The organism is Rhizobium sp. P32RR-XVIII, assembly GCF_012641395.1.
GTDB lineage: Bacteria > Pseudomonadota > Alphaproteobacteria > Rhizobiales > Rhizobiaceae > Rhizobium.
Genome location: NZ_JABAIH010000008.1, coordinates 230,272 through 257,152 on the forward strand (window position 1 = coordinate 230,272; position 26,881 = coordinate 257,152).

25 protein-coding genes and 1 pseudogene are annotated in these 26,881 nt (G+C 61.9%); 20 read left to right on the forward strand and 6 right to left on the reverse strand.

Annotation, left to right across the window (positions count from 1 at the left end; translation table 11 throughout):
- Positions 1–65: 65 nt before the first annotated feature.
- The 7 genes from cyoA to HGP14_RS22580 all read left to right on the forward strand — a co-directional run bounded on the left by cyoA (position 66) and on the right by HGP14_RS22580 (position 7,872).
- Positions 66–1,088 carry a ubiquinol oxidase subunit II gene (cyoA, locus tag HGP14_RS22550; protein ID WP_168832117.1) on the forward strand — a complete coding sequence of 341 codons (1,023 nt, stop codon included), beginning with the start codon at positions 66–68 and terminating at the stop codon, positions 1,086–1,088.
- Positions 1,088–3,064, forward strand: coding sequence for a cytochrome o ubiquinol oxidase subunit I (gene cyoB, locus HGP14_RS22555; RefSeq protein ID WP_168832118.1), 1,977 nt, complete (start codon positions 1,088–1,090; stop codon positions 3,062–3,064). Before cyoA ends, cyoB begins: the two co-directional genes overlap by 1 nt.
- A 3-nt stretch (positions 3,065–3,067) precedes the next feature.
- Entirely contained in the window at positions 3,068–3,691 is a 624-nt protein-coding gene (gene cyoC, locus HGP14_RS22560) for a cytochrome o ubiquinol oxidase subunit III (protein WP_168832119.1), read from the forward strand.
- Complete coding sequence (gene cyoD, locus HGP14_RS22565) at positions 3,691–4,059, forward strand: cytochrome o ubiquinol oxidase subunit IV (RefSeq protein WP_168832120.1); 369 nt, start codon at positions 3,691–3,693, stop codon at positions 4,057–4,059. Before cyoC ends, cyoD begins: the two co-directional genes overlap by 1 nt.
- A 67-nt stretch (positions 4,060–4,126) precedes the next feature.
- Positions 4,127–5,350 (forward strand): 5-aminolevulinate synthase, encoded by a 1,224-nt coding sequence (hemA, locus tag HGP14_RS22570; protein WP_168832121.1) that lies wholly within the window; start codon positions 4,127–4,129, stop codon positions 5,348–5,350.
- 37 nt (positions 5,351–5,387) lie between these two features.
- A complete protein-coding gene (locus HGP14_RS22575; protein WP_168832122.1) occupies positions 5,388–7,400 on the forward strand; it encodes a DUF2849 domain-containing protein in 2,013 nt (670 codons plus the stop codon).
- Entirely contained in the window at positions 7,387–7,872 is a 486-nt protein-coding gene (locus tag HGP14_RS22580) for a DUF934 domain-containing protein (RefSeq protein ID WP_168832123.1), read from the forward strand. Before HGP14_RS22575 ends, HGP14_RS22580 begins: the two co-directional genes overlap by 14 nt.
- Before the next feature lie 55 nt (positions 7,873–7,927).
- Here HGP14_RS22580 and HGP14_RS22585 read toward each other — a convergent pair whose 3' ends face one another.
- The 5 genes from HGP14_RS22585 to HGP14_RS22605 are packed head-to-tail and all read right to left on the reverse strand — an operon-like array spanning position 7,928 to position 12,902.
- Positions 7,928–8,068, reverse strand: coding sequence for a DUF2474 domain-containing protein (locus tag HGP14_RS22585; protein WP_168832124.1), 141 nt, complete (start codon positions 8,066–8,068; stop codon positions 7,928–7,930).
- Positions 8,068–9,075, reverse strand: a complete 1,008-nt coding sequence (cydB, locus tag HGP14_RS22590) for a cytochrome d ubiquinol oxidase subunit II (RefSeq protein ID WP_168832125.1) — start codon at positions 9,073–9,075, stop codon at positions 8,068–8,070. The genes HGP14_RS22585 and cydB overlap by 1 nt, the downstream gene beginning before the upstream one ends.
- 5 nt (positions 9,076–9,080) lie before the next feature.
- Positions 9,081–10,511, reverse strand: coding sequence for a cytochrome ubiquinol oxidase subunit I (locus HGP14_RS22595; protein ID WP_168832126.1), 1,431 nt, complete (start codon positions 10,509–10,511; stop codon positions 9,081–9,083).
- Entirely contained in the window at positions 10,499–11,503 is a 1,005-nt protein-coding gene (locus HGP14_RS22600) for a carbon-nitrogen hydrolase family protein (protein ID WP_168832127.1), read from the reverse strand. Before HGP14_RS22600 ends, HGP14_RS22595 begins: the two co-directional genes overlap by 13 nt.
- Before the next feature lie 19 nt (positions 11,504–11,522).
- Positions 11,523–12,902, reverse strand: coding sequence for a PLP-dependent aminotransferase family protein (locus HGP14_RS22605; protein WP_168832128.1), 1,380 nt, complete (start codon positions 12,900–12,902; stop codon positions 11,523–11,525).
- Between the two features lie 112 nt (positions 12,903–13,014).
- Between HGP14_RS22605 and HGP14_RS22610 the strand changes: the two genes are divergently transcribed.
- The 6 genes and pseudogenes from HGP14_RS22610 to HGP14_RS22635 all read left to right on the forward strand — a co-directional run bounded on the left by HGP14_RS22610 (position 13,015) and on the right by HGP14_RS22635 (position 18,418).
- Complete coding sequence (locus HGP14_RS22610) at positions 13,015–13,953, forward strand: hypothetical protein (RefSeq protein WP_205927282.1); 939 nt, start codon at positions 13,015–13,017, stop codon at positions 13,951–13,953.
- A gap of 127 nt (positions 13,954–14,080) precedes the next feature.
- Complete coding sequence (locus HGP14_RS22615) at positions 14,081–14,758, forward strand: 2-dehydro-3-deoxy-6-phosphogalactonate aldolase (RefSeq protein WP_168832129.1); 678 nt, start codon at positions 14,081–14,083, stop codon at positions 14,756–14,758.
- Positions 14,759–15,105: 347 nt separating this feature from the next.
- The gene (locus HGP14_RS22620; protein WP_168832130.1) at positions 15,106–15,588 is read left to right on the forward strand and encodes a DUF305 domain-containing protein; all 483 of its coding nucleotides are present in this window, start codon (positions 15,106–15,108) and stop codon (positions 15,586–15,588) included.
- A gap of 13 nt (positions 15,589–15,601) precedes the next feature.
- Entirely contained in the window at positions 15,602–17,056 is a 1,455-nt protein-coding gene (locus HGP14_RS22625; protein WP_168832131.1) for a YncE family protein, read from the forward strand.
- Between the two features lie 62 nt (positions 17,057–17,118).
- Positions 17,119–17,645, forward strand: a pseudogene (locus HGP14_RS22630) (RNA polymerase sigma factor).
- On the forward strand, positions 17,642–18,418 hold the full coding sequence (locus tag HGP14_RS22635; protein ID WP_168832132.1) for an anti-sigma factor: 777 nt from the start codon (positions 17,642–17,644) through the stop codon (positions 18,416–18,418). Before HGP14_RS22630 ends, HGP14_RS22635 begins: the two are co-directional and overlap by 4 nt.
- Before the next feature lie 45 nt (positions 18,419–18,463).
- On the opposite strand, the gene HGP14_RS22640 is transcribed toward HGP14_RS22635, so the two are convergent.
- Complete coding sequence (locus tag HGP14_RS22640) at positions 18,464–19,234, reverse strand: inositol monophosphatase family protein (protein ID WP_168832133.1); 771 nt, start codon at positions 19,232–19,234, stop codon at positions 18,464–18,466.
- Between the two features lie 261 nt (positions 19,235–19,495).
- Between HGP14_RS22640 and HGP14_RS22645 the strand changes: the two genes are divergently transcribed.
- From HGP14_RS22645 to HGP14_RS22675, 7 genes are all read left to right on the forward strand, one after another.
- Positions 19,496–20,746: an extracellular solute-binding protein gene (locus tag HGP14_RS22645; protein ID WP_168832134.1), complete on the forward strand. Its 1,251-nt coding sequence runs from the start codon at positions 19,496–19,498 to the stop codon at positions 20,744–20,746.
- Between the two features lie 74 nt (positions 20,747–20,820).
- The gene (locus tag HGP14_RS22650) at positions 20,821–21,840 is read left to right on the forward strand and encodes an ABC transporter ATP-binding protein (protein WP_168832135.1); all 1,020 of its coding nucleotides are present in this window, start codon (positions 20,821–20,823) and stop codon (positions 21,838–21,840) included.
- Between the two features lie 14 nt (positions 21,841–21,854).
- Positions 21,855–22,709: an ABC transporter permease gene (locus HGP14_RS22655; protein ID WP_168832136.1), complete on the forward strand. Its 855-nt coding sequence runs from the start codon at positions 21,855–21,857 to the stop codon at positions 22,707–22,709.
- Positions 22,706–23,587, forward strand: a complete 882-nt coding sequence (locus HGP14_RS22660; protein ID WP_168832137.1) for an ABC transporter permease — start codon at positions 22,706–22,708, stop codon at positions 23,585–23,587. The genes HGP14_RS22655 and HGP14_RS22660 overlap by 4 nt, the downstream gene beginning before the upstream one ends.
- Before the next feature lie 24 nt (positions 23,588–23,611).
- Positions 23,612–24,415: a glycerophosphodiester phosphodiesterase gene (locus tag HGP14_RS22665; protein WP_168832138.1), complete on the forward strand. Its 804-nt coding sequence runs from the start codon at positions 23,612–23,614 to the stop codon at positions 24,413–24,415.
- Complete coding sequence (locus HGP14_RS22670; RefSeq protein ID WP_168832139.1) at positions 24,412–25,476, forward strand: endonuclease/exonuclease/phosphatase family protein; 1,065 nt, start codon at positions 24,412–24,414, stop codon at positions 25,474–25,476. Before HGP14_RS22665 ends, HGP14_RS22670 begins: the two co-directional genes overlap by 4 nt.
- Before the next feature lie 170 nt (positions 25,477–25,646).
- Positions 25,647–26,705: a LacI family DNA-binding transcriptional regulator gene (locus HGP14_RS22675; protein ID WP_168832140.1), complete on the forward strand. Its 1,059-nt coding sequence runs from the start codon at positions 25,647–25,649 to the stop codon at positions 26,703–26,705.
- Positions 26,706–26,881: the final 176 nt, after the last annotated feature.

A 26,881-nucleotide genomic window follows, 5' to 3' on the forward strand; every position in this document is an offset into this window, starting at 1 on the left:
TGCCTGATATTTTGCTGGTACCGCATACGCAGCAATCCGATAAATGTATGGTTATAGAGCATATAATGTCTGAAAAATGTACGGGCGATATCGTCGCCGGCCGCCGGGAAGGACGGCTCTTCTCTTCGCGGCCTCGCGCCATCGAAGGCAAGGGCGGTGTGCATACTGACCTCTTCCGGTGGTTTCGGCATGCGACGTTGTTTTTCTTGCTTCTCCCGCTGACCGCTTGCAACAACATCCAGCTCATGGCCCCGAAGGGCGACATCGGTGCTCAGGAGAGGACGCTGATCCTCGTCGCGCTCGGGCTGATGCTGCTCGTGGTCATCCCCGTCATGGTTTTGACCGTGTACTTCGCCTGGCGATACCGAGCCAGCAACACCAAGGCGACCTATGCGCCGACCTGGGCGCATTCGACCGCCATCGAGGCGGTGGTCTGGACGATCCCGTGCCTGATTGTCGGCATTCTCGCGGTGATGATCTGGGAGACGACCCATTCACTCGATCCATACAAGCCGCTCGAATCGAACGCCAAGCCCGTTCGCGTCGAGGTTGTCGCGCTGAACTGGAAATGGCTGTTCATCTACCCTGACTACGGCATCGCTTCCGTCAATCACTTGGCAATCCCGGTCGATACGCCGATCAGTTTCAAGCTCACGGCGGAATCGATGATGAACTCCTTCTTCATCCCTCAGCTCGGCAGCCAGATCTATGCCATGGCCGGAATGCAGACCCAGCTGCACCTCATCGCCAACGAGCCGGGCACCTATGAAGGGCTGTCCTCGGCCTTCAGTGGCCCCGGCTTCTCCGACATGCATTTCGACGTCGCTGCAACAAGTGCGGATACGTTCGCGGATTGGGTCAATCAGGTGAAGACCTCGCCGCTGAAACTCGACGCCGCCAACTACCAGTCCCTGGAGCAGCCGAGCATCAAGAACCCCGTCGCGCTCTATGCCAGCGTCGAGCCCGGCCTCTTCGACACGGTTGTCAACCGGTACATGGCCGACCGCATGCCGGAGATGGCGCGCGACGCCAGCACCGACATCTGCACCGCTGAAACCCCTTATCCGCTCGCCTGGAACAAGAACTGATGCTTGGTAAACTCACTCTCGATGCCGTCCCCCTCCATGAGCCCATCATCATGGGGACTGGCGCAGTCGTCGCCCTTCTCGGCGTGGGCCTCCTCGCCTGGATCACCTATAACGGCTGGTGGAAATATCTCTGGACAGAATGGATCACCTCCGTCGATCACAAGAAGATCGGCGTGATGTATTTCGGCCTCGGGCTGGTCATGCTGCTGCGCGGCTTTGCCGACGCCATCATGATGCGCGCCCAGCAGGCGATCGCCAGCAACGATGCCGCCGGCTATCTCCCGCCGCATCACTACGATCAGATATTCACCGCCCATGGCGTGATCATGATCTTCTTCGTGGCGACACCTTTTATCCTCGGCCTGATGAACGTTGTCGTGCCGCTGCAGCTCGGCGCTCGCGACGTCGCCTATCCCTTCGTCAACTCGCTGGGCTTCTGGCTGTCGGCAGTCGGTGCCGCCCTGGTCATGATCTCCATGTTCGTCGGTGACTTCGCCGCTACCGGCTGGGTTGCCTATCCGCCGCTCTCCGAGCTCGGCTACAGCCCGACGGTCGGGGTCGACTATTACATATGGTCGCTGCAGGTCTCCGGCCTCGGCACGACTCTTGCCGGCATCAATTTCGTGGTGACCATCCTGCGCATGCGCGCGCCGGGCATGGACCTGATGAAAATGCCGGTGTTCGTCTGGACGGCACTGATCACCAACATCCTGATCGTCGCGATCTTCCCGGTCTTGACCGCGACCCTCGCGCTGCTTGCCGCAGACCGCTACTTCGACATGCATTTCTTCACCAACGAGCTTGGTGGCAATGCGATGATGTACATCAACCTCATCTGGGTTTGGGGCCATCCCGAGGTCTATGTGCTGATCCTGCCCTGCTTCGGCGTCTATTCCGAGGTGATCGCGACCTTCTCCGGCAAGCCGCTCTTCGGCTACAAGTCAATGGTCTACGCCACCTCGTCGATCGGCATCCTCTCCTTCTTCGTCTGGCTGCACCACTTCTTCACCATGGGCTCGGGGGCCAACGTCAATGCCTTCTTCGGCATCATGACGACGATCATCTCCATCCCGACCGGGGTGAAGCTGTTCAACTGGCTGTTCACGATGTACCGCGGCCGCATCCGCTTCCATTCGGCCACGCTCTGGACCATCGGCTTCATGGTGACCTTCACCGTCGGCGGCATGACTGGCGTGCTGCTTGCCGTCCCCGGCGCCGATTTTGTCCTGCACAACAGCCTGTTCCTGGTCGCCCACTTCCACAACGTCATCATCGGCGGCGTCGTCTTCGGCTGCCTCGCCGGTATGAGCTTCTGGTTCCCCAAGGTCTTCGGCTTCACCCTGAACGAATTCTGGGGGAAGGTCTCCTTCTGGTGCTGGATGATCGGCTATTGGCTCGCCTTCACGCCGCTTTACATCCTCGGCCTGGATGGAATGACGCGCCGCATGAACCATTATGACGTGCCCGGGTGGCACCCCTATCTGGTGGTGGCGCTGATCGGTGCAGTGATCATCGGCGTCGGCATCCTCGCCATTTTGATCCAGCTCTTCGTCAGCATCCGAGACCGCAAGCAGAACCGCGACGTCACCGGCGATCCCTGGGACGCGCGCAGCCTGGAATGGGCGACCGCCTCGCCGGCCCCCTTCTACAACTTCGCCCATGTCCCAAGGATCACCTCGCTCGAACAGCATTGGGAAAACAAGCAGACCGGCCGCGCCAACGAGCGGGCGTGGGAATACGAGGACATCCATATGCCGCGCAACACAGGGGCCGGCTTCGTGATCTCCGCCTTCAGCTTCGTCCTCTGCTTTGCGCTCATCTGGCACATGTGGGTCTTCGCCGCCATCGGTCTGCTCGGCATGGTCGGCACTTTCATCGCCCGGTCCTACGACCGGGACGTCGACTACTACGTGCCGGCGGCGGAAGTCGCCCGCATCGAAAACGCACGCTTCGCCCTGTTGCGAAAGGGAGCATGACCGATGAACATCCTCGTTAAATCCACCCACGGAAGCAGCCACTCACCGGTTCAGCACGACCATGAACACGATAGCGGTGCCAACACCGTGCTCGGATTCTGGATCTACCTGATGAGCGACTGCCTCATCTTCGCGACGCTGTTCGCCACTTTCGGCGTGCTCGCCGCGAACACCGCCGGGGCGCCCGGCGGGAGGGAACTGTTCGATCTTCCGTATGTGGCGATCGAGACCGTGGTGCTACTGGTCAGCAGCTTCACCTTCGGCATGGCCGGCTTGCAAATGCAGGCCGGTGCGAAGGAGAAGGTCATTCAGTGGCTCGCCATCACCTTCGTCTTCGGCGCCGTCTTCATCGCCATGGAAGTGCATGAATTCCTGGCTCTCATCCAGGAAGGCGCCGGCCCGGACCGCAGCGCCTTCCTGTCGGCCTATTTCACGCTGGTCGGCACGCACGGCCTGCATGTGACGGCCGGTCTCCTCTGGCTCGCAACGATGATGCACCAGGTCTCGCGCTTCGGCCTCGATCATGTCGTCCGCCGCCGGCTCGCCTGCCTCAGCCTCTTCTGGCACTTCCTCGACCTGGTCTGGATCTGCGTCTTCACCTTCGTCTATCTGCGCGGGGTTCTGTAATGTCTCATCCCTCTTCCCACACCAGTTCCGGGGCATCGCACGCCAGCCTGAAATCCTATGTGATCGGTTTCGTGCTGTCGCTCTTGCTGACCGGCCTCTCCTTCGGCGCCGTCATGAGCGGCCTCGTTCCCGGTGATGCCATCCTGCCGGCGATCACCGTCCTCGCCGTAGTGCAGCTCATCGTGCAACTCGTCTTCTTCCTGCATCTCGGCACCAGCCCGGAGCAGCGCAACAACACGACGATCTTCCTCCTGACGATCATGCTGATCGCCATCATCGTCAGTGGCTCGCTCTGGGTCATCCACAACGCCAACGTCAACATGATGCCGACAAGCATGACGATCGAACGCGCGAAGGTACGCGACTAGCAACCGTTCACATCCCCAAAAGCCGCTGGATCGCCTGTGTTGCGAGGCGGCAGAAAAGAGCAAGGCCATGGACTATGCCGCAAGATTTGAGGCCCTCATCAAGGAACTGAAGCTCGACGGCCGCTACCGGACCTTCGCCGAGCTGGAACGGATCGCCGGCGAATTCCCGAGCGCACTCTGGCATGGCCCGACGGGCGAGACCCGCCGCGTGACCGTCTGGTGCAGCAACGACTATCTCGGCATGGGCCAGCACCCGGACGTGCTTGCCGCCATGCATGCGGCGATCGACGATTTCGGCGCCGGAACCGGCGGCACGCGCAACATCTCGGGCACCAACCGCCAGCATGTTGCGCTGGAAACGGAACTCGCCGACCTGCACGGCAAGGAGGCGGCGCTGATCTTCACCTCGGGCTGGATTTCGAATCTTGCTGCTCTCAGCACGCTCGGCAAGCTGCTGCCCGGCTGCGCCATTTTCTCCGATGCGCTGAACCACAATTCGATGATCGAGGGCATCCGCCGCTCCGGCGCGGAGCGCTTCATCTTCCGCCACAACGACCCCGCCCATCTCGACGAGCTGATGAGCGAGATCGATCCGGCACGGCCGAAGATCGTCGCCTTCGAGAGCGTCTACAGCATGGACGGCGATATCGCGCCGATCGCCGCCATCTGCGACGTCGCCGAAAAGCATGGTGCCATCACCTATCTCGACGAGGTTCACGCCGTCGGTCTCTATGGTGCCCATGGCGGCGGCGTTGCCGAGCAACAGGGCGTCGCCGCGCGGCTGACGATCATCGAGGGGACGCTCGCCAAGGCCTTCGGCGTCATGGGCGGCTATATTACCGGGCCGGCGCTGCTGATGGACGTCGTGCGCAGTTTTGCCGACAGTTTCATCTTCACTACGTCCATGTGCCCGCATCTCGCCGCAGGCGCGCTTGCGGCCGTACAGCACCTGAAGGCGCATCCCGAGGAGCGGGCGGAGCAGCAGGCGAATGTCCGGCAGTTGAAGGCGATGCTGGCGGAAGCCGACATGCCGGTCCTCGACAGCCCGAGCCACATCCTGCCGCTGATCATCGGCGATGCGCATCTGTGCCGCCAGACCAGCGAGCTGCTGCTCGCCCGTCACAACATCTATGTCCAGCCGATCAACTATCCGACGGTGGCGCGGGGCCAGGAACGGCTGAGGATCACGCCGACGCCCTTCCACACGGAACCGCACATGCGCGCCCTTGTCGAAGGCCTCGTCGACGTTCGCGACCGGCTCGGCTGGCACGGCCGTCGGGCGGCAGCCTGATTTCTTACGTTGGTTTCTTGCAAAGGGAGGGACGGATATGCCCGCACACCTGATTACCGCCAACCGGCTCGCCGATGGCGTTGCCGTCTGGCTCGACGCCAGAGAGCGCTGGACCGAAGAGATCGAGAGGGCCATGCCCGTTGATGAGGAAGGGCTTGCCGCATCTTTGGAGACCGCCCGCCTCAGCGAACGCGGCAATATCGTCGTCGACGTGCGCGAGATCGGCGCCGATGAAACAGACGGGGAATGGAGGGCGAGCGTTAGGCGCGAACGCCTGCGCGGCAGCGGCCCGAGCGTGCGCCCCGACCTGGCGAAGAAGGCACCGGCCGCGCAATGGGCGGAGCCGCCCTTTCCGGAGCCGCCCTCGGCCTCCTCGGTTTCGCCCTACGCCGGCATCTACCGTTATGACGAGTACGACCGGCAGTTCCTACGCGACCGCGCCGAACAGTTCCGCCGGCAGGTGGACCGGCGGCTTGCCGGCGAACTCAGCGAGGAGGAGTTCAAGCCGCTCAGGCTGATGAACGGTCTTTATTTGCAGCTTCATGGCTACATGCTGCGGGTCGCCCTGCCCTATGGCGTGCTCAGCGCCGCGCAGATGCGCCAGCTCGCCTATGTCGCCCGGCACTACGACCGCGGCTACGGACATTTCACCACGCGGCAAAACATCCAGTTCAACTGGCCGCGGCTCAAGGATGCGCCGGATATCCTGGCGATCCTGGCCGAAGCCGACCTGCATGCGATCCAGACCAGCGGCAATTGCGTGCGCAATGTCACGACCGACCATTTCGCCGGGGCCGCCGCCGAGGAGGTGGTCGATCCGCGGCTTTATGCCGAGATCCTCCGACAATGGTCGACCGATCATCCGGAGTTCACCTACCTGCCGCGCAAGTTCAAGATCGCCATCACCGGCAGCCCTCAGGACCGGGCGGCCGTGCGCGTACACGACATCGGCATCTTGGCAAGCCGCAATGCCGCTGGCGAACCGGGCTTCACCATCTATGCCGGCGGCGGTCTCGGCCGCACGCCAGTCGTCGGCACCAAGGTGCGCGACTGGCTGCCCGTTCGCGACCTCCTGCGCTATGTCGAGGCGATCCTGCGCGTCTACAATGCGCTCGGCCGGCGCGACAACATCTACAAAGCCCGCATCAAGATCCTGTTGCGCGAGATGAAGCCCGAAAATTTCATCCGGATGATAGAGGAGGAATTCGCTGGTCTGCCGGCGGATCACTGCGTGCTGGAAGACGAGATCGTGGAAGCCGTCGCCGCCCGCTTCGTTCCGCCGCCTTTCGAGAATCTGCCGCGCCATTCGGCCACGCTCGACCACGCTCTCGCCGAGGACCGCGCCTTCCGCGCCTGGGTGAAAACCAATACGCATCCGCACCGGCAGGCGGGCTATATATCAGCCGTCGTTTCGCTGAAGCCCGTCGGCGGCATCCCAGGCGACGTCAGTGCCGAAGAGATGGAGGCTGTCGCCGATCTTGCCGACCGGCATTCCTTCGGCGAGATCCGCGTCTCCCACGAGCAGAACCTCGTGTTGCCGCATGTGCGCAAGAACGATCTGCATACCCTCTGGAAGGGCTTGGTTGCAGCCGGGCTTGCGAGCGGCAATGTCGGGCTGATCACCGATATCATCGCCTGTCCCGGCATGGACTATTGCAGCCTTGCCACCGCACGCTCCATTCCCGTCGCGCAGCGCATCGCCGAGCGTTTCGCCGATCCCGAACGCCAGCAGGAGATAGGGGCGATCGATCTCAACATCTCCGGCTGCATCAATGCCTGCGGTCATCACCATGTCGGCCATATCGGCCTGCTCGGCGTCGACAAGAACGGCGAGGAAGTCTACCAGATCACCCTCGGCGGCTCGGCCGACGACAGGGCGTCGATCGGCAGCATCATCGGCCCTTCCGTCTCCTCCGAAAATGTCGTCGATGCCATCGAGGCGATCGTCGATGCCTATCTCGGCAACCGCATCGAGGGCGAAGCGTTCATCGACACTTACCGGCGGCTCGGCGCAACCCCCTTCAAGGAGGCCGTCTATGGCGCTGATTAATCAGCTGGGGAACGAGATTCCCGACCGCTGGATCTATCCGGAGGCAGGTGAGCAAGGTTCGCTCGGGCCGTACCGGATCGCATCGTTCGATGTGTTGCAGGAATTCGGTGCGGTATCCATCGAGGCACGACCGGCCGGCATTCTGCTGTCGCCGGAGACCTCGCCGGACCTTCTGGCGCCGTTTCTCGATCAGATTGATCTAGTGGTCATTCCATTTCCGAAGTTCCGCGACGGACGCGGTTTTACGGCGGCCCGTTCGCTGCGGCAGCGCCATGGCTTCATGGGCGATGTTCGAGCCATCGGCCACATCCTCCCGGATCAGCTTTTATTGCTGGCGCAATGTGGTTTCACGTCTATCGTAACCCCCGCCGAGCATCCACCTGCACAATGGCAGCAGGCAAGTTCTGCCAGCACGGCGGAAGGCGAACGTCCTCAGCCGCTCCTGCAGCGGCTCGTGAAACGCGGGAATTGAAACCATTCGGGAGGCGTGCGATGAGCCGCCTCCAGTCGCACCCGCCGCCATAAGGCTACACGGTCAATCCGGCAAAACCCATTATCAGCCTGAATAGCATGGCAACGACCGCAAGCGCGACGACGCTCGCGGTCCAGATCAGCACGAGCCAGCCAAACCGGCGCAACCAGCCTTTGCGGGTGGTGGCGTCCGGCATCAGTGATAGCCCTCGCCCGGCCTCACCTTGCCGCGGAAGACGTAATAGGACCAGGCGGTATAGGCGAGGATGAAGGGGATAATGAAGAGCGCGCCGACCAGCGTGAAGCCCATGCTCTGCGGCGGCGCGGCGGCATCCCAGATCGAGATCGAAGGCGGGATGATATTCGGCCACAGGCTGATCCCCAGGCCGCTATAGCCGAGAAACAGCATGACGAGCGCCAGCAAGAAGGGTGCGGCGTGGGCGTCGCGCTGCAAGGTTCTGAGGGTCGCGAGCGTCGCAAGCAGCACGAGGACCGGCACCGGCGCAAAGAAGATCATGTTCGGCAGCGAGAACCAGCGGTCGGCAACCGGAGCATGGGCAAGCGGCGTCCAAACGCTGACGACGATGACGACGGCAAGCAGGCCGAGCGTCACCGGCCGGGCAAGGTCCTTCATGCGCTGCTGCAGTGGCCCTTCCGTCTTCATGACGAGCCAGGTTGAGCCGAGCAGCGCATAGGCGACGAGCAGGCCGACACCGGTGAACAGGCTGAACGGCGTCAGCCAGTCGAGCAGCCCGCCGGAATAGGCGCCATTGGTAACCTCGAAACCGTTGATGAAGGCGCCGAGCGACACGCCCTGCGAGAAGGTAGCGATATACGAGCCCCAGGCAAAGGCCTTGTCCCAGAAGGGTTTGTGGGCCTCATCTGCCTTGAAGCGGAATTCGAAGGCGACGCCGCGCCAGATCAGCCCCGCCAGCATCAGGACGAGGGGCAGATACAGCGCGCTGAGGATGACCGAATAGGCGAGCGGAAAGGCGGCAAGCAGGGCCGCGCCACCAAGGACGAGCCAGGTTTCGTTGCCGTCCCAGACCGGCGCCACGGTATTGACCATCGTATCCCGGTCCTCGCGGCTCGTGACGAATGGAAACAGGATGCCGATGCCGAGGTCAAAACCGTCCATGATGACGTACATCATAAGACCGAAGCCGATGATGATGGCCCAGATGAGGGGAAGATCGATGCCCATAGCCGTCAAGCCTCCTTCCGTCCGGCATCCGCCGCCGATTCGACGTTGTCGGGTGCCGCAGAAAGCGGCCGCGCCGGCCGCTGCGATTGTATCTTGTCGTGCGGCGGATGTTCGTCGAAGGGCTGCGGTCCCTTGGCGACCAGTTTCAGCATGTAGCTGACGCCCGTGCCGAAGACGGCGCAATACATGATGACGAACATGATCAGCGTCGTCGAGAGCGCCAGTGCCGAATGGTTCGAGACCGCATCCTTCGTCCGCATCACGCCGTAGACGACCCATGGCTGCCGCCCGATCTCCGTGGTGAGCCAGCCGGCAAGGATGGCGATCACGCCGGCTGGGCCCATTAGCGTCGCGAAGCGCAGAAACGGTCTTGAGTAATAAAGTCCGCCCCGCCAGCGCAGATAGAGACTCCAGAGGCCGAGCAGCAGCATCAGCACGCCGAGACCGACCATCAGCCGGAAGGTCCAGAAGACGACCGTCGAGTTCGGCCGGTCCTCCGGCGCGAACTCCTTAAGGCCCGGAATGTGGCCGTTGATATCATGGGTGAGGATCAAGCTGCCGAGATAGGGGATCTCGATCGCAAAGCGCGTCGTCTCCGCCGCCATGTCGGGGAGGCCGAAGAGGATGAGCGGCACGCTTTCGCCGGGTATGTTCTCCCAGTGGCCCTCGAGAGCGGCGATCTTGGCCGGCTGGTGTTCCAGAGTGTTGAGGCCATGTTGGTCACCGACCAGGATCTGGATCGGCGCCACGACGAGCACCATCCACATCGCCATCGAGAGCATGGTGCGCACCGCCGGCGTAGCGTTTGCCCGCAGCAGATGCCAGGCGCCAGAGGCGCCGACGAAAAGCGCGGTCGTGAGATAGGCGGCGATCGTCATATGCGCCAGGCGGTAGGGAAAGGACGGATTGAAGATCACCTTCAGCCAATCGACCGGCACGACGCGACCGTTTATGACCTCGAAGCCCTGCGGCGTCTGCATCCAGCTGTTGGAGGCCAGAATCCAGGTGGCCGAGATCAGCGTGCCGAGCGCCACCATGATCGTCGCGAAGAAATGCAGCCCGGGCCCGACCTTGTTCCAGCCGAACAACATGACACCGAGAAAGCCGGCCTCGAGAAAGAAGGCCGTCAGCACCTCGTAAGTGAGAAGTGGTCCGGTGACGCTGCCGGCGAAAGACGAGAAATAGCTCCAGTTGGTGCCGAACTGGTAGGCCATGACCAGGCCGGAGACGACGCCCATCGCAAAGTTGACAGCGAAGATCTTTGACCAGAAATGATAGAGGTCGCGGTAGACCGCCTCCTGCCGCCACAGCCAGAGACCTTCGAGCACGGCCAGATAGCTGGCGAGCCCGATGGTGATGGCGGGGAAGACGATGTGGAAGGAAATCGTAAAGCCAAACTGGATGCGCGCCAGTTCCAGTGCCGTCAATCCGAACATAGCGTATCCTCCTTCGGCTCGACAGGGGTGGCAGATCCCAGGTCGGAGCCCTTGTTCGATTGCGGCTCGAACTCCACCGCCGACTTCGGCCGCGTGTCGACTGACAGCCGGAAAACATCGGGACGGGCGTAGTGCCCCACGACGTCGAGGTCATACTTGCCGCGCGCAATCACCCGCCGGTCGATCTCGGCAAGTTTGATGGTCTCTCCCGTGAAGTCGGGTTCGACGAGGATATTTCCGAGTGGGTCGATGATGCAGGAGCCGCCGCGAATGAGCACTGTTTGAGGATCATCGCCTTGAATGGGCGCGTAGTCCAGCGGCGCGTTGTCGCGCCTGAAATACTGGCAGGCCGAGATGACGAAGCATCGCCCTTCGAGCGCGATCGTCCGCATTGTCGGCAGCCATGTATCGCGGTCATCCACCGTCGGCGCGCAATAGAGCTCGACCCCCTGCGCGTACATCGCCATGCGCAGCTGCGGCATGTAGTTTTCCCAGCAGATGACGCTGCCAATGCGGCCGAGCGGCGTATCGGTGACACCGATCGTCGATCCGTCGCCAAAGCCCCAGACAAGGCGTTCGAGCGCTGTCGGCATCAGCTTGCGATGTTTGCCGAGAAGCCGGCCCGATGGTCCATAGGTGAGAGACGTGCAGTAAAGGGTTCCGCCGTCCCGCTCGATCACGCCGACGACCAGATGAACACCGTTGTCACGGGCGACCTCGCCGAGCCGTGCCGCCTCGGGGCCGGGCACGTCGATTGCGCTCTCGTAATATCGTCGGAAGTCCTCCCGGCCTTCGGGGCTGCGCATGCCGAGCCGCGCTCCGAAATCGATCCCCTTCGGATAGCCTCCGACGAAAGCCTCGGGAAGCACGACCAGCTGAGCCCCCTTCCCTGCGGCATCGCGCGTAAGATCGGCAAGTTTCGCGATCGTTTTCGGCGTGTCAAATAGGACCGGTGCGGCCTGGATGACGGCGGCTTTGAAAATATCGGACATGACGATGATCCCCCAAAACCTAAACGACGGCTCTGGATGCCAGCGATGGCTGTGCAATCAGGCCGGAAAGCAGCGTGAGCGCGTCTTCCAGCGCGCCGCGATCCGGAGCGACGCCGAGCGATATTCTCACAGCCTCGATCGGATGGGCGCTCGTTGCGAAGGCAGAGCTCGCTACGATCGAGACCCCGGCGCGATCGGCATGTTCGGCGAAATCGGCCGCACGCCAATGATCGGGCAAACGCAGCCAGAGGTGATGCCCATGCGGATCGGCGGCAAAGGGAATGTCCCTGAGGATGGATGACGCGAGCTTCTGGCGCTCGACGTTCTCTGCCCGGATGGCATTCGCAATCCCCTCGAGGGTGCCGTCCGAGATCCAACGGCTTGCCAACGCTGACATCAGAGGCGGCGCCATAAGGATCGTCGCACGCAGCACGCCGGCGAGCCTGAGTGCCTGGCTGGCATTCGGCGCCACCACATAGGCAACCCGCAGCGCGGGCGTTGCGCATTTCGAGAGCGTGGCGATGTGCCAGGTGATGTCGCTCGCCAGTTCCGCCACGGCGACGAGACGCTCAGGACGCAGCGGCGCATAGGGATCGTCCTCGACAATCGCAACACCATGCCTGCGCGCGAGCGCGGCAAGCGCCCGCCGCCGCTCTTCCGTCAACGTGGCCGTCGTCGGATTGTCGATCGTCGGGATCAAATAGAGGACTTTCGGTCCCTTCTCGCGGCAGACCTTTTCGAAGGCGTCAGGAATGATGCCTTGCTCGTCCATGGCGAGCGGCTCCAGGAGAATTCCTTTCTGCATGGCGACGGCCTTCAGGCCGGGATAGGTGACCGCGCCGGCAGCAATGACATCACCGCGGCGGAGCAGCAGATCGCAAATTCCGAACAGGGCGCTCTGCGCGCCTCCGGCAACGACGATGCGATCGGCAGTCGCGCCATCAATCCTCTGCCCAAGCCAATTGGCTCCCGCCTGCCTGTCCAGCTCCGCGCCATTGCTCTCCTGATAGTGGAGGCTCAGCAAGCCTCGCGAGCCGGCCAATATATCGGAAATCCCCTGCGGAAAAATCTTCCGCAGGTTCGCGACCTGCGGCTGAGGCGGGATATTCATGCTGAGATCGATCAAGGGCGGCGAGCCCTCGGACGAACTGTTCGCCTCCAGAGTTTCGCTGATGAAGCTTCCTCTTCCGGCCTGGGCCTCGACCAGCCCCCTCCTACGGGCCTCGTTGAAAGCCCGCGTGACGGTGGTCAGATCGACATTCAGCACCTCGGCAATCGCCCGCTGCGGCGGCAGGCGCTCGCCGCGCCCGACGCGGCCCGACCGAATATCGGCCTCGAGCGCCTCGACGATCCCGAGATATTTCATGCGGGCGCCTTCAACCAACCGCGGTCGCCACATCTAGCTCACTCCATATGTATGGCTTATTGACATACATTATCTCTACCATGTATGGGACATCGATGAAAGCAATAAATTTAGGATCACTTCTCGGCAACGCGCGGAGATGAGGATGCACGACCTCCATAGAGATGCTCAAGAGCGATGGGCCGCCAAGCGTCCGCTTTATACGCTGGAGATAACCGGCAAAGATATTGCCCAAATCAAGTCGGCCAGAGAGGGTATCCGGGCAGGAACGCCGATCAACATAGCCTTCCTCGGAAACGAAACGCATCAGCAGCGCATCGAGGCCGCCCGGATCATTCGCGACTGCGGTTTCGAGCCGGTCCCGATCATCTCATCCAGGAGGATCCGATCCCGCGAGGACCTGGATGATCTGATCGCCGGGTTGATCCGCGCAACACACCCACGACGGTTCATGTTCGTGGGAGGAGACCCGGCGGTGCCGGCCGGCCCATACGTGGATTCCCTCTCCCTTCTTGGAAGCGGGGTGCTCCAGCGTCACGCGATCCGGCATGTAGGGATCGTTGGCTACCCGGAAGGGCATCCGAAGATCGAAAACGACAGATTGTGGGATGCGCTCCGGTGGAAGATCGCCTTTCTGAAGGACGCCGGCTGCTCGATCGAGATCACCACGCAATTCGGATTCGACGCGAGCGCCATCGTAGATTGGATCGCAAAGCTTCGAACTTTCGGCATCGACGTTCCCGTGAGGGTCGGCGTGCCGGGACCGGCCGACGTCGGCAAGCTGACCCGCTTTGCCCGGCAATTCGGTGTCGTCACATCGGCGGCAGTTCTTCGTCAATACGGTCTCTCATTGACGAACCTGCTTCATCGAGCCGGTCCGGAGCGCTTTGCCGACCGGCTTATTGACGGTCTTGAAGGTCGCCAATTCGGTCCAGTTCTTTTCCATCTCTATCCCTTCGGGGGTATCCTCGACAGCGTGCGGTGGATGACGGGCTTCCTGACGCAGCGCCATGCCGCCATGGATGCCCTTACGGACGGCGACATTGATGGCCCTCCCTCTATCGCAACACCGTCGATTGGGTAGGCCCGGTCGATCGCGCGGCGATCGTCATCTCAGATCTTCGTCGGCCAGGCAGCCCAAGTGCGAAGCATTCGATCGCGGCCGTGCAGGCTTCCAGCATGTATGGCTAACATAAAAAGGACCGTACAAAATGACTACCGCCTTGCAACCGTCATCAATCGTCAGCAGCGCACTGCGCGAAGCGCTGCAGACCTGCCCTCTCATCGCGGTCTTGCGCTGGATCACGCCGCAAGAGGTTGAGAGCGTGACGGAAACCCTCGTCCAGGTCGGCTTTCGGCTGATCGAGGTGCCATTGAACTCGCCGGACCCCTATGTCAGCATCGAACGGCTCGCCCGCCGCTTCGGCAGCGAAGTGCTGGTCGGTGCCGGCACGGTCATGTCGGCGGACAGCGTTGCTCGTGTCGGCAATGCCGGTGGCCGGCTGATTGTGATGCCGCATGCGGATACGGCCGTCGTCCGCGCGGCGCGAGAGCATGGCTTTGCCTGCTTTCCCGGCGTGTCCACGCCAACTGAGGGTTTTGCGGCGCTCGATGCCGGCGCCGATGGTCTCAAGATTTTTCCGGCCGAGGCTATCTCGCCGTCTGTTCTCAAGGCTTGGCGCGCCGTCTTCGCCAACGACATTCCGCTTCTGCCGACAGGAGGGATCACGCCGGAGGCGATGGCTTCCTGGGTTGAGGCCGGCGCAAGCGGCTTCGGTGTTGGCGGCAATCTCTACCGCCCAGGGAAATCACTGAAGGAAATAGCCGACAGCGCCGTCGCCTTCGTCAGCACCTGGCGTGAGGTCTCCCACCACCAGACACGCGCATAAGAAAGAGTAGCGCCCGACGATACCGAATACCGGCTACAGCGGCTGTAAGCGTCGGTCACGCACTCTGGATGAGGCCCAAAGGAGCAGTCACTGGCAATCCAAGGCTGGCCGCGATCAGCGACCGCCTTTGTCTGGACTGCTCTGACGGAAACGAACTCCGAAAGTACTTGATACGCGAAAGCACCTGGCGGGATAAGCGCGATCGTATCTCTTACGCGATGCGGCCATCGCCCGCTTCGGTAGGCAGCATCTCGTCCGCGCCGGAAAATTTGTGATCCGGCGGAATAATCCGGCTCCCGCATTGTCTACCTCCCTGAACCCGCTCTTCAGCCCTCAGGGAGACCCGCATGATTGCACGACATACGAGACGGATCACCGCCACCGCGCTTGTGGTCTCGCTTGCGTTCCCCGCTTTTGCCCATGACCCGGCAGAGCATGCTCAGCACACAGCATCGTCCACCACTAGCGACGAAGCCCCGTTCGTCAGCGAAAACGACGCGGCGATGACCAGGATGATGAACGGCATGGCGGTCGAGCCGACCGGTGACGTCAATCGCGATTTCGTCGAGATGATGATTCCGCATCACCAGGGCGCGATCGATATGGCGCAGGCCTATCTGCGTTATGGCAGCAATGAGCAGCTGAAGCGGATCGCTCAGGAAATCATCGTTGACCAGCAGCAGGAAATCGCCGCCATGCGGCTGGCCCTCGGCGATCCGCCCCCTCCGTCGGATCCCGCGCCGACGCAGGTCTCCCCGCCGGCCCCCTCCTCCATGCCCGGCATACCGATGATGCCGGGCATGGACCCCGACATGAAAATGGGCAATTGAAAAGGACCCCGTCATGAAGCCTACCCTTCTTGCTCTCAGCCTTCTCGCCGGCACGATGCTGGCGCCCCTGGCGAGCTTCGCCGGCCAGGCGCCGGGTGCTGCCTCCGATCCGGATATCCCGGTCAGCAGCAAGGATCGTGTCTATGCGGCCGAGCAGTTCTCCAACACGGTTTCCGTCACCGATCCCGCCACCAACAAGCTTCTCGGCGTCATCAAGCTCGGCGATCCGCAACCGGGCAATCTGAGCCCGCTTTACCGGGGGCAGGTCCTCGTCCACGGGATGGGGTTCTCGCCAGATCACAAGACACTGGCTGTCGTTTCCATCGGCTCCAATTCGGTGACCTTCATCGATACGCCGACCAACACCGTCAAGCACACCACCTATGTCGGCCGCTCGCCGCATGAAGCCTTCTTCACACCTGACGGCAACGAGGTCTGGGTTACGGTTCGCGGCGAGGACTATATCTCCGTCATCGATGCGCATACCTATGAGGAAAAGCTGCAGATCAAGGTTCCGGCCGGTCCCGGCATGCAGATCTTTTCGCCGAACGGCAAATACGGCTACATCTGCTCCTCGTTCAATCCGGAGACCGTCGTCGTTTCCGTCGCCGACCATCAGATCGTCGGCCATATCAAGCAGGAAAGCCCGTTCTGCCCGAACATTGCGGCGACGCCTGATGGCAAGCAGGTCTGGTTCACGCTGAAGGATGTCGGCAAGGCACAGGTCTTCAATGCCGAGGCGCCTTTCGATCTCATCAAGACGATCGATACCGGACCGATCACCAACCACGTCAACATCGTTCACAACGCCGACGGCAACTTCGCCTATATCACTGTCGGCGGCCTCAACCAGGTGAAGGTCTACCGCACCGACAATTTCGAGCAGGTTGCTACCATTCCGGTCGGCAACCTTCCGCACGGCGTCTGGCCATCCGGCGACGGCACGCGAGTCTATGTCGGTCTCGAAAATGCCGATGCGCTTGCCGCCATCGACACGCTGACGAACAAGGTGATCGCCACCATTCCGATCGGACAGGCGCCGCAGGCGGTCAACTATGTTCCAAATGCCGTGCCCGAGGGCGATGGCATGCAGAACCTGCAGCCGCTCGGTGTTGCCGGACAGGCGGTTCACCTGACATTGCGAGCCCCGAAAACGAAGGAAGCCGTCGCACCTACCAGCGTCTCCCTCTTCGATCAGGGCCTGTCGCAGGTGCTGCAGGCATCGGTAACCGGTCTACAGCCCAAGAAGCCCTACATTCTTGCGCTCTCGACCGGGGCCGACGGCACCGGTGACCTTCAGCCGCTGGCTTCGTTCATGACGAATCCGGCCGGCTCGGCGATCGTCAACGCCGTCGGACCAATCCGTCAGATAGTCCAAAGCACCGGGAAGGCCGAGCGCCGCTATCTCGTCGTCGCGGCGGCTGTTGAAAAAGGGCGTGGCGACGTCGTTCAGGTCGAGGCGAAGTAAATCCCTTCTGCCCGCCGCCCGTGATAGGGTGGCGGGCGGAAGCTCCTGAAGGCGAAACTCTCATGAGTGATATTCTGCAGCTTGTCGAACCGATGATACCGGCACTGCGCCGCTATGCGCGAGGCCTGCTGCGGGATACGGTTGCGGCCGACGATCTCGTCCAGGATTGCCTGGAGCGGGTCATTGCCCATTGGCATCGCCGCCGCAGCGACGATCCGCGCACCTGGGTTTTTGCCATTCTTCATAATTTGGCCATCAACCGCCTGAGGCAGACCGTCCGTCGCGGCGAGCATGTGCCATTTGAAAAGGTGGATGAACCGCCTTCGCCCGGCAGCCGACGCAGGAGGACAGCCTGATGCGCCGGGATATCCTCCAGGCGCTCGAGCAGCTTCCGGAAGAACAGCGCAGCGTGCTTCTGCTGGTATCCGTCGAGGATCTGTCCTATTCGCAAACGGCCGCCGTGCTGGCGATCCCCGTCGGCACTGTGATGTCACGCCTGTCGCGGGCGCGCGAGCGGCTGCGGCAGATACTGGAAAATCCGGGACAGGCAGCAAAGGGGCCTGCCGCCCACCTTCGGAGAGTGAAATGAGCGTGAAACCGATCTCCGAGGACGATCTTCACGGCTTTGTCGACGGTGCGCTCGACGAGGTGCGTGAAGCCGAGGTTTCGGCCTATCTGGAAGCGCATCCGGAAATTGCCGCGCGGATCGAAAGCTACGGCAGGCAGCGTCTTGATTTGCGGGCAGCGCTCGATCCCGTTCTGGAAGAGCCGGTACCGAGCCGCCTCAACCTGAGCCATATGATGGAGACGCGCACTCGAGGCCGGGCTCCGTTCTGGCGCATGGCCGCCGCTGCGACCGTGCTTCTCGTGGCGGGCGGTTCCGGCGGCTGGATATCGCACGATTTCTACCAGCCGCCGAGCGAGGGCGTTCTGGCGCTCGCACGCGAAGCATCCGACAGCTTTGCGACCTATGCCTCCGACAGGGTAAGGCCGGTCGAGCTGCGCGCCGACAACATGGGCGAACTGGTCGACTGGGCGACGCAGCGCATGGGCCGCAAGCCGGTGCTGCCGGACCTTTCGAAGTCCGGCTATCGCCTTATGGGCGGCCGTCTCATCGCCACGCCGCACGGCGCCGGGCTTATGCTGATGTACGACAACGACCGTGGCTCTCGTCTCGTCATGCTGACCCGTCCGATGGTAGTCGACCAGAACAAGACGATGACGGCACTTTCCAAGGGCGAGGTCGGCGGATGGAGCTGGGCGGCGAACGGAATGGGTTATAGCCTTGTCGGCGCATTACCACCCGATCTATTGCACCCGCTCGCAGACGACATTCGTCGCCAGGCCGAGCTAGGTGCTTGATCGGCGACTTCTTACCCGTGAGAAGGCCCACTGGGCATGATCCATTCAAGTACGCCGCATCTCCAGCGCTCTCGACGTGCGCTCCACCAATGCCGGCTCTCCACAGACAAAGGTAAACGGCCCCTGCGGCAGACCGGCAGACCAGTCGAGCGAATGAGCACAGCCGGCCTCCGCCGCTATGATCGCCGCGCCGGCCACGTCCCAGATATGTTCCCCGAAGCCGATATAGAGATCGGCCTCGCCGAGAATGACAGGGATCAGACCGGTCACCGCCGATCCCGTCCGCCGATCGGCCAGCCCCAGTTCGTCGCGCACGAAACCTGACAGCCAGCGATCGTTGTCCGTCGACATCCAGGTCGAAACGCCGGTGTATGCGATACTGGGCTCGGCGGGTCTGCGGTGTGCCGGTAGCTTTTCCCCATTTCGCCAGATGCCCTTTCCCGCTTCGGCCACGAGCATGGTTCCCTCAACTGGGGCATTCAGGGCTGCGGCGACCGGGCGATCCGACGCCAGGCCGATGGACACGGCCCAGGAGGAACCACCCCGAACGAAGTTATGCGTTCCGTCGATCGGGTCGATGATCCAGGTACGGCCGGATATGCCCGACAGGCTTCGTCCTTCCTCTCCCAGGATGCCATCATCAGGAAAGAGTCGGCCGATCCCGGCCGCAATCATCTCCTCCACCGCGCGATCCACATCGGTGACGAAATCAAGGTGGCCCTTGGCCGTTACGGATAGTTCTGACAGCGCCTTTTGACGCGACAGTGCCAAGTTTCCTGCTTGAGCAGCCAACTCGCTGATTTCGTGGACTAGCATCGGGTATCTCGCTTTGAATTGAAGCAGTGACGTAAGTACAAAAGCCATGCTCATACGTATGCATGAATGTCGTAGGGGCGCGACTGGCGCCTAAAGTAGGCGGTTTGTCAAATGACAGTTTGATGAAAGTCTTACCTTCAAAGGGTCCGGCTTACCCTGCATTATTCATCAAATTGTCACCGAACCTTCAACGGTAATTCGTATTACCACGTTATTCGTTGGCGTCATCAAAACGTGCCAACAGCGCAAAAGGTGGACGCAATGAAACTTCGCACTGCACTCATGACAGCAACGCTTCTCTGTGCGGCTTATGCACAGGCGGGCGCAACCGAACCCGTGGGCGGGCCCGACTTCAACATCAAGACCAATGTGGATCTGAAGGCACTGACACCCGCAAATTTCTACGACGTGCTTGTCCCGGCCGCCAAGGCGGAAGGCCAGATCAGCTTCTATGATTTCGGCGAATCGGAAAACGTCATCTTTGCCGAGATCATTCGCCGCTTCGAAGCGAAATACGGCGTCAAGGTCGAATATCATCAGGTCGACGGCGAACAGGCCGTACAGCAGCTGATCGCCGCCAAGCAGGCCGGTCAGCCTTCTCCCGTTGATGTCTTCTGGATGCCCAACGGCTCGGTTCGCGTCGCCGATCAGGCCGGCATAATCGCCAATCTGCCGCTTAACACCATGCTGCCGAGCGCCCCGGACCTTGAGCAGAATGCGGCGACCGTTTCGCGCGGCTACGTCCACGGCGGCAAGGTCGCGCCCTACCACCGCAACGTCACTGCAATCGGCTACGATACGCGAGCCTTCCCCAATGGCACCGAACCGAAGAACTTTGCCGAACTGCTCGCCTTCGCCAAGGCAAACCCGCAGAAGATGGTCGTCACCGACCCGACGCGTGGCGGTTCCGGTATCGGCTTCCTCGAAAGCGCCATCCTGGCGATGACGACCAAGGACTGTCAGGCTCGCCTCTATGACTACACCGTCACGGAAGCCGACGCGGCTGCCTGGGCCAACGGCCCCTGCCTGGACCCGGTCCTTGCCTATTTCAAGGAGCTGCGCCCCAACGTCGAGTTCACCAACGGCAATACGGACTCGCTCAATCTGATGGCAAACGGCCAGGCTGAAGTGGCGACTGTATGGGAAGACGAGGTCTATGACTTCACCGGCCGCGGTCTGCTGCCGCCGACCGTCAAGGCCCGCCTCCTCACCGATGGCGAAGTCGGCGACGGCGATGGCGCCATGATGCCGTCTGGCGCAACCCACGTCGCCGGCGGCCTTCTCTTCCTCGACTTCCTGATGTCGGACGAGATCCAGCTCTACAAGCTCACCGTCAACGGATCACGCTCGGCCCGTACGAAGCTCGATATCGACAAGGCCCTGACGTCGGACGTGACCAACCGCCTCGTGCCGCAGGAACAGTATCTGAACTATGCGCGCCCGCGCATCGTCGGCACGATCTCCGACGCCGCCGCCAAGCGTTTTGTCGAGACCATCCTGCAGGGCAGCTGATTCTCTTCGAAACCTCAGGGAAGGGCCGCCGACCGCGGCCCTTCCATCCTTCTTCATCCTTGGAGCTGCAGATCATGGCGCATGTTGTCCTCGCCAACCTCCATAAGAGATTCAACGCCACGCTGGCGGTCGACAATTTCTCCCTCGATGTCGCCGAGGGCGAATTCGTTGCCCTTCTCGGGCCTTCGGGGTGCGGCAAAACGACAGTGATGCGGATGATTGCCGGCATCGCGGAACCCGACAGCGGCGAGATTGCGATCGGGAAACGGCGCGTCGATGGCCTGCCGCCCGAGCATCGCAATATTGGCCTGGTTTTCCAGTCCTACGCACTCTTTCCGCATATGACGGTCGAAGCCAATATCGCCTTCGGACTCCAGATGCGCCGCGTCCCGCGCGACGAGATGCGCCGGCGCGTTGCGGCCGTTCTCGAGACGGTCGATCTTGCAAAACTCGCCAAGCGTCATCCGCGCCAGCTTTCCGGCGGTCAGCAGCAGCGCGTCGCCCTCGCCCGGGCACTGGTTACCGAACCGGATGTCCTGCTCCTTGACGAACCGCTTTCCAATCTCGACGCCAAATTGCGCGAGCACCTGCGTGAGGATATTCGAAATCTGCAGCGTCGCCTCGGCATCACGACGATCTATGTCACGCATGACCAATCCGAGGCGCTCGCCCTTGCCGATCGCGTCGTCGTCATGAACGGCGGGCGCATCGTCGAGGAAGGTGGGCCACGCGACCTCTACCAGACGCCGAGGCGGCGTTTCACCGCCGAATTTCTCGGCCAGACAAATATTCTCGCCGCGACGGCTTCGGACGGCACCATCCATTTCCCGTGGGGCGAGGAGCAGGCCGGATGGAACGGCCAGAGCGGCCGGCTCGACCTCTCGATCCGACCGGAAGACATCTCCATCCAAGCGGCAGGCATGGGCCCCGCGGTCGTGACCGACGTAACCTTCCTCGGCGCGGATATCGAACACAAGCTCGATGTCGGCGGATTGACGATGCGGGCACGGGCGAGCGGGCGCGGCGCGAAAATCCTTCCGGTCGGGACGCGCGTCGCCATTGGCCTTCCCGACGATCTGCACGTGCTGTCCTAAAGGGAGGCAATGGAATGAACCGTACGGCTGCCCTTCTGCTGCTGCTTTTGCCCGGTGTCGGATTTCTTGTTCTTTTCTTTGGGCTGCCACTTGCCCTCGCGTTTTTGGCAAGCGTCGGTCTCGGCGCGCTCGGGGACAGCAACGGCTTCACACTGGAGCACTACCGGTCACTATTCACCGACAGCGTCTATCGAGACGGTTTGCTGTTCTCGATCTATATTTCTGTTGCGCCGACCCTGGTCAGCCTCGTCATCTCCGTGCCGCTCGCCGTTCTCCTGCAGGAGAGTTTTCCCGGCAAGCGGCTGTTCCAGACACTTTACAAGATACCGCTCGTCGTACCGGCAATCGTGGCCGCTTTCATCGTCATGACGCTCTTCGACCGCGGCGGGGAGATCCCGCGGCTGCTGCAGCCCCTTAACCTGCAGCTGCCGAAGCTGGTGCGCGACCCCTGGGCGCTGGGGGTGATCATCGCCACGGCCTGGAAATCGATCCCCTTCATGACGCTGATCATCGGCGGCTCGGTTGCCGCGATCCCACACGATCTGAAGCATGCCGCGCGCACGCTCGGCGGCAATCGCCTCACCGTCTTCTGCCGGGTCGAGTTGCCGCTTGCGCTGCCCGGGATCACAGCTGCTACGCTGCTTGTTTTCGTTGGAACGACCGGGGCTTTCGCCGTGCCTTCCCTGCTCGGGCCGATATATCCGAAGCCCCTGTCGATCTGGATGTACCAGAACGCATTGGAGAAGAACGACTGGGCGAGCGCATCGGCGATGGGCATCATGCTCTCGATCGTCGCATGCCTCGTGCTGGTCATCTACTATCGCATCACGTCCGGTATGCGCACCGGCATCAGCGGAGAGACCCGATGACGATTGCCGTTTCACTTCCGTCACGCCTGGATCGGGCAGCTATCAGGCGCAGTCGAGTCCCAGAGGGATGGTGGTTGTCTGTCGGCCTCTATACCGCTCTCGCCCTGACGCTGCTGGCACCGCTGGTCGTCGCACTCCTGTGGTCGCTGGTCGATCCCAAGGGCGGATGGTTTGCGCCCGATATCCTGCCGCGCGGTCTGTCCCTCGTGCATTGGCAGGCGATCACTCAGGACCGCAGCCTGATTGCGAGCATCCTCACGAGTCTTTCGATATCGGCCGTGGTCATGGTCCTCTCGGCCATCCTTGCCCTCCCAACCGCCTTCGCGCTCGCGAAGATCCCCTTCAAGGCGAAGCGCGCGGTCGAGATGTTCGTGCTGGCGCCGCTGATCGTTCCCGGCCTGGTTGTCGGCATCGGCATCGGCTTTGTCTTCTTCCGCATCGGCCTCGCCTATACCATCCCCGGCGTCATCCTTGCGCAAACCATCGGCACGCTTCCCTTCATGATCCGAATTCTGGCGGCGACCCTGGAGAATCTGCCGATGGATCTCATCCATGCTGCCCGTACACTCGGCGCGAGCCCGCTCAAGGTTGCGCTTCGAATCGTCGTGCCGCTCACCTGGCCGGGCTTCGTCGCCGGCGGCCTTCTATCCTTCATTTCGAGCTTCGAGGAGTTCGAGAAGACCTTCATCGTCGGCGCCCCGCAGGTCGAGACATTGACCGTAAAGCTCTGGGCGGTCCTCGGCGGGAAGGTGCTGATCTTTCCGAACGCGGCCGTGGTGACCTTCATCCTGCTCGCCCCCACCGTCGTCATTTTCATGCTTGCCGAACGTGCCTTGCGCAACGAAAGCGCGCTCGCCGCCGGCATGGGCAAACTCTAATCCCTTCACATACAGGAGAATTCAATGTTCAAACTTCTCGCGCAGAACGCTGCCGACGTTCATGTCTGCGGCCACCGCGGCCACTCCATCGGCGCGCCGGAAAACACCATCGCGGCCTTCGTCGCCACCCGCGAGCACGGCGGCGATTCAGCGGAGATCGACTGCGTGCTGACGGAAAATGGCGAGATTGTTCTGATGCACGACCAGACGGTCGACCGCACCACCAACGGTACCGGTCTGGTCTCCGCCAAAAGCCTCACCGACATCCGGAAGCTGGACGCCGGCAGCTGGTTGGACGGCCGATTTTCCGGCGAACGTATCCCGACGCTTGCCGAAGCGATTGAATTTGCGAAGACTTATGATTTCGGTCTCGTAGTCGAGGTGAAGGAAGCCCGCCAGACGGACCGGTTCGTCCGGCGCCTCGGCGCGGTTCTCGCCGAGACCGCTGGCGCCGACCATCTCGTCATGATCTCGTTTGACCACGCTTTCCTGCGGGATATGAAGGATGCCCTGCCCGGCGTTCGCACCGAAGGCATCACCCATGCCCGCCATGCCGACTTCGTCGGCGTCGCGAAAGCAGCGCGTCTCGACTCCCTTTCGATCGAGCATCAGATGTTCAGGCCGGAGGACGGGGTCGCCCTGCACAAGGCCGGCGTCGCCGTGCGGTTCCACCTGCAGCGGCCGGCCTATTACGACCGCTACAAGGCGCTCGGCGTCGATCTGCTTGCACCGGTTTCGTCCTATGTCGCAGACGGCGTGATCGATACCATTTCCGGTGACGATGTCGGTTTTCTGGCAGAGCTCAAGGCAGCAGGTGTCGCAAAATGAGCGAATGGATCGCCTTTCCCGCGAGCGAACAGGTGTCCGAACTGGCTGTGGTCCCTCTCGATAAGCGGGAGCGCCTCCGCGATGGCCCCACCGATGCGGCAACCTTTGCCGCCGCCTTCGATTCCATTCCTGCACTGCGCCAGATCGAAACCGGTGGGAAGCCACCGCAGCGCACGGCCGCGCGCGGCTCGCTCAAGGTGGCAAGCTGGAACGTGGAGCGGCTGCGCCATCTTCAAGCAATCGGCGATACCCTGGCGCAGCTCGCTCCGGACGTCATGCTGTTGACCGAAATCGACAAGGGCATGGCGCGATCGGGCAACGGCCATCGGATCGCGGAGCTCGCGGGCCGATTTGGCCATGGCTACGCTTACGGCGTCGAATTCATCGAGCTCGATCGCGGCGACCCGGAAGAGCGGGTCACCCACGCGCATGAGACCAACCTTCTCGGCTTTCACGGCAACGGCATCGTCACCGATCTGACCCTGAGCCGGCCGTTCCTGATCAGGCTGGAGGCCGAAGGGAAATGGTTCGGTTGGGAGCGGGAGGAACCGCGTGTCGGGGGCCGGATGGCGATCGGTGGGCAAATCGAGCTCGACGGCACCAAGGTGACTCTGGTTGCGGCGCATTTCGAAAGCCATTCCGACCCGGAGCATCGAGCCGCTCAGGCTGGACATCTTCTTGATGTGATCGACCGCTATGACCCGGGTGCCCCGGTTCTGATCGGCGGCGATTTCAACACGTCGACGTTCTCCCGGCGGGAGACTGCATCGGCGCTTGCGGCAGCGCTTGCCGCCGATCCCCGGCGGCGCGTGGATGTCGAGCCGTACGAGCCGCTGTTCGCGCTGATGGCCCAGCGAGGATATGACTGGACGCGATGCAATGTTCCGGGTGCACCGACCGAGCGGCCGGACGATCCGGCCGAACGCGTGCTCGGCAAGATCGACTGGTTCTTCAGTCGCGGTCTGAAGGCATCTCTTCCGGCCGTCATCCCTGCGCTGAAGGCAGACGGGACGCCCTCCTCGGATCACGAGTGCCTGATGGTGCAAATCGAGCTGATCTAAGTTGCTGACCGGATGTCGTGACACGGTTGTCACGACATCCCTCTACAACCATGGTACTCTACGCGTTATGAGACGATTCTTGCCCGGCGGCTTTGTCGGGAATGAGCGTTATGCGGACGACTGCCGGCAGCAATGAATGGTGACGGGAATAACTGCCGGGGTGCAAAGCAATGGTTCAGAATAAAAACAAAGAATCCAACTCTGTCACCTCTCACGACGTCGCCAGGGTGGCGAACGTGTCACAGGCCCTTGTTAGCCGGGCATTCTCCGGAAAAGGCCGCATATCGCCCGAAACACGTGCCAGGATTCTGAAAGTAGCCGAAGACATTGGCTGGCATCCAAATGCGCTGGCTCGCAGCGTGGTCACCGGAGACGCGCCGCTTGTCGCCGTCGTCACGGCGCGATTGAATTTCGACTGGAGAGCCCAGGTCCTCTCCCATCTGCTGAAATCCATTCAAGCATGGCATCTAAAGCCGCTGCTCTTCTATGCCGAGAATGATGATGACGTGGATCGTCTGCTTGGCGAAACGATGGAATGGCGGACGCGCGGCGTCATTGTCATGGCAGGTGATATTCGGGCGCGCCGGGCCGAGGCGATTATCTCCGGTGGCCAGTTTCTGGCAACCCTCAACCGCCCCGCCAACCATCCCGATGCCTTTTCCGTGGCGACCGACAATCAGCAAGGCGGCGCTATGGCAGCTTCGCTCCTAGTTGACGAGGGCCGGCGAAAATTCCTTGTTCTAAGCGGGCCGCAGAACAACTGGGCAAGCGCGCTCCGTACTCAGGGCTTCGTCGAGGCCATCCGTTCACGTGGCGAATCCGTGATCATCTGGCACAACGAAGCGATGACGATGGAAGCCGGCAAGGAATGCGCCGCGGCATTTCATGGGCTTCGCCATCATGAAAGGCCGGATGCGGTCTTTGCGACCGATGATGCTTTGGCCCTCGGCTTCATGGATGGCGTGCGCGGACAGACAGGCATTCCTGCCGACCTATCGCTCCTTGGCTTCGACAATCTCGCGGCTTCTTCCTGGCTGCCCTATCAGCTGACCACGTTCGAACAGCCGCTCAGCGAAATGGTGGGCCGGATGGTCCACTATATTAACCTGCATCAAAACAGGCCGCAGGACGCTTTCTGTTCGACTAGTCCTCACCGGATCGGTGAGGACGGGGTCGTCTATTGCCTGCCAAAAATCATTCAACGTTCAACGACGAAACCGACCCCTTGACGGATTCGAACTGAGACCGCAGCGACTTCCCGGTGGTTAGCTTGGCAACCGTGGGTACGGGAAGTCCATTTCAGATTTGCCCTTCAAATGGCATGGCATTCTAGCGGCCCTTCTGGAACCGGAAGAACTTTCGTTTCATTATACGACTAAGTTGATAGAGTTTCCGCAGAAACGAA

Coding starts and splice junctions, on each gene's coding strand:
- HGP14_RS22660 (WP_168832137.1), top strand. CDS start 22,706: ATGACGATTGCCGTTTCACTTCCGTCACGCCTGGATCGGGCAGCTATC.
- HGP14_RS22625 (WP_168832131.1), top strand. CDS start 15,602: ATGAAGCCTACCCTTCTTGCTCTCAGCCTTCTCGCCGGCACGATGCTG.
- HGP14_RS22645 (WP_168832134.1), top strand. CDS start 19,496: ATGAAACTTCGCACTGCACTCATGACAGCAACGCTTCTCTGTGCGGCT.
- cyoC (WP_168832119.1), top strand. CDS start 3,068: ATGAACATCCTCGTTAAATCCACCCACGGAAGCAGCCACTCACCGGTT.
- HGP14_RS22610 (WP_205927282.1), top strand. CDS start 13,015: ATGCACGACCTCCATAGAGATGCTCAAGAGCGATGGGCCGCCAAGCGT.
- cyoA (WP_168832117.1), top strand. CDS start 66: ATGTCTGAAAAATGTACGGGCGATATCGTCGCCGGCCGCCGGGAAGGA.
- HGP14_RS22585 (WP_168832124.1), bottom strand. CDS start 8,068: ATGCCGGACGCCACCACCCGCAAAGGCTGGTTGCGCCGGTTTGGCTGG.
- HGP14_RS22675 (WP_168832140.1), top strand. CDS start 25,647: ATGGTTCAGAATAAAAACAAAGAATCCAACTCTGTCACCTCTCACGAC.
- HGP14_RS22640 (WP_168832133.1), bottom strand. CDS start 19,234: ATGCTAGTCCACGAAATCAGCGAGTTGGCTGCTCAAGCAGGAAACTTG.
- HGP14_RS22605 (WP_168832128.1), bottom strand. CDS start 12,902: ATGTGGCGACCGCGGTTGGTTGAAGGCGCCCGCATGAAATATCTCGGG.
- hemA (WP_168832121.1), top strand. CDS start 4,127: ATGGACTATGCCGCAAGATTTGAGGCCCTCATCAAGGAACTGAAGCTC.
- HGP14_RS22600 (WP_168832127.1), bottom strand. CDS start 11,503: ATGTCCGATATTTTCAAAGCCGCCGTCATCCAGGCCGCACCGGTCCTA.
- HGP14_RS22615 (WP_168832129.1), top strand. CDS start 14,081: ATGACTACCGCCTTGCAACCGTCATCAATCGTCAGCAGCGCACTGCGC.
- HGP14_RS22595 (WP_168832126.1), bottom strand. CDS start 10,511: ATGTTCGGATTGACGGCACTGGAACTGGCGCGCATCCAGTTTGGCTTT.
- HGP14_RS22650 (WP_168832135.1), top strand. CDS start 20,821: ATGGCGCATGTTGTCCTCGCCAACCTCCATAAGAGATTCAACGCCACG.
- HGP14_RS22620 (WP_168832130.1), top strand. CDS start 15,106: ATGATTGCACGACATACGAGACGGATCACCGCCACCGCGCTTGTGGTC.
- HGP14_RS22655 (WP_168832136.1), top strand. CDS start 21,855: ATGAACCGTACGGCTGCCCTTCTGCTGCTGCTTTTGCCCGGTGTCGGA.
- cyoB (WP_168832118.1), top strand. CDS start 1,088: ATGCTTGGTAAACTCACTCTCGATGCCGTCCCCCTCCATGAGCCCATC.
- HGP14_RS22580 (WP_168832123.1), top strand. CDS start 7,387: ATGGCGCTGATTAATCAGCTGGGGAACGAGATTCCCGACCGCTGGATC.
- HGP14_RS22575 (WP_168832122.1), top strand. CDS start 5,388: ATGCCCGCACACCTGATTACCGCCAACCGGCTCGCCGATGGCGTTGCC.
- HGP14_RS22670 (WP_168832139.1), top strand. CDS start 24,412: ATGAGCGAATGGATCGCCTTTCCCGCGAGCGAACAGGTGTCCGAACTG.
- HGP14_RS22635 (WP_168832132.1), top strand. CDS start 17,642: ATGAGCGTGAAACCGATCTCCGAGGACGATCTTCACGGCTTTGTCGAC.
- cydB (WP_168832125.1), bottom strand. CDS start 9,075: ATGGGCATCGATCTTCCCCTCATCTGGGCCATCATCATCGGCTTCGGT.
- HGP14_RS22665 (WP_168832138.1), top strand. CDS start 23,612: ATGTTCAAACTTCTCGCGCAGAACGCTGCCGACGTTCATGTCTGCGGC.
- cyoD (WP_168832120.1), top strand. CDS start 3,691: ATGTCTCATCCCTCTTCCCACACCAGTTCCGGGGCATCGCACGCCAGC.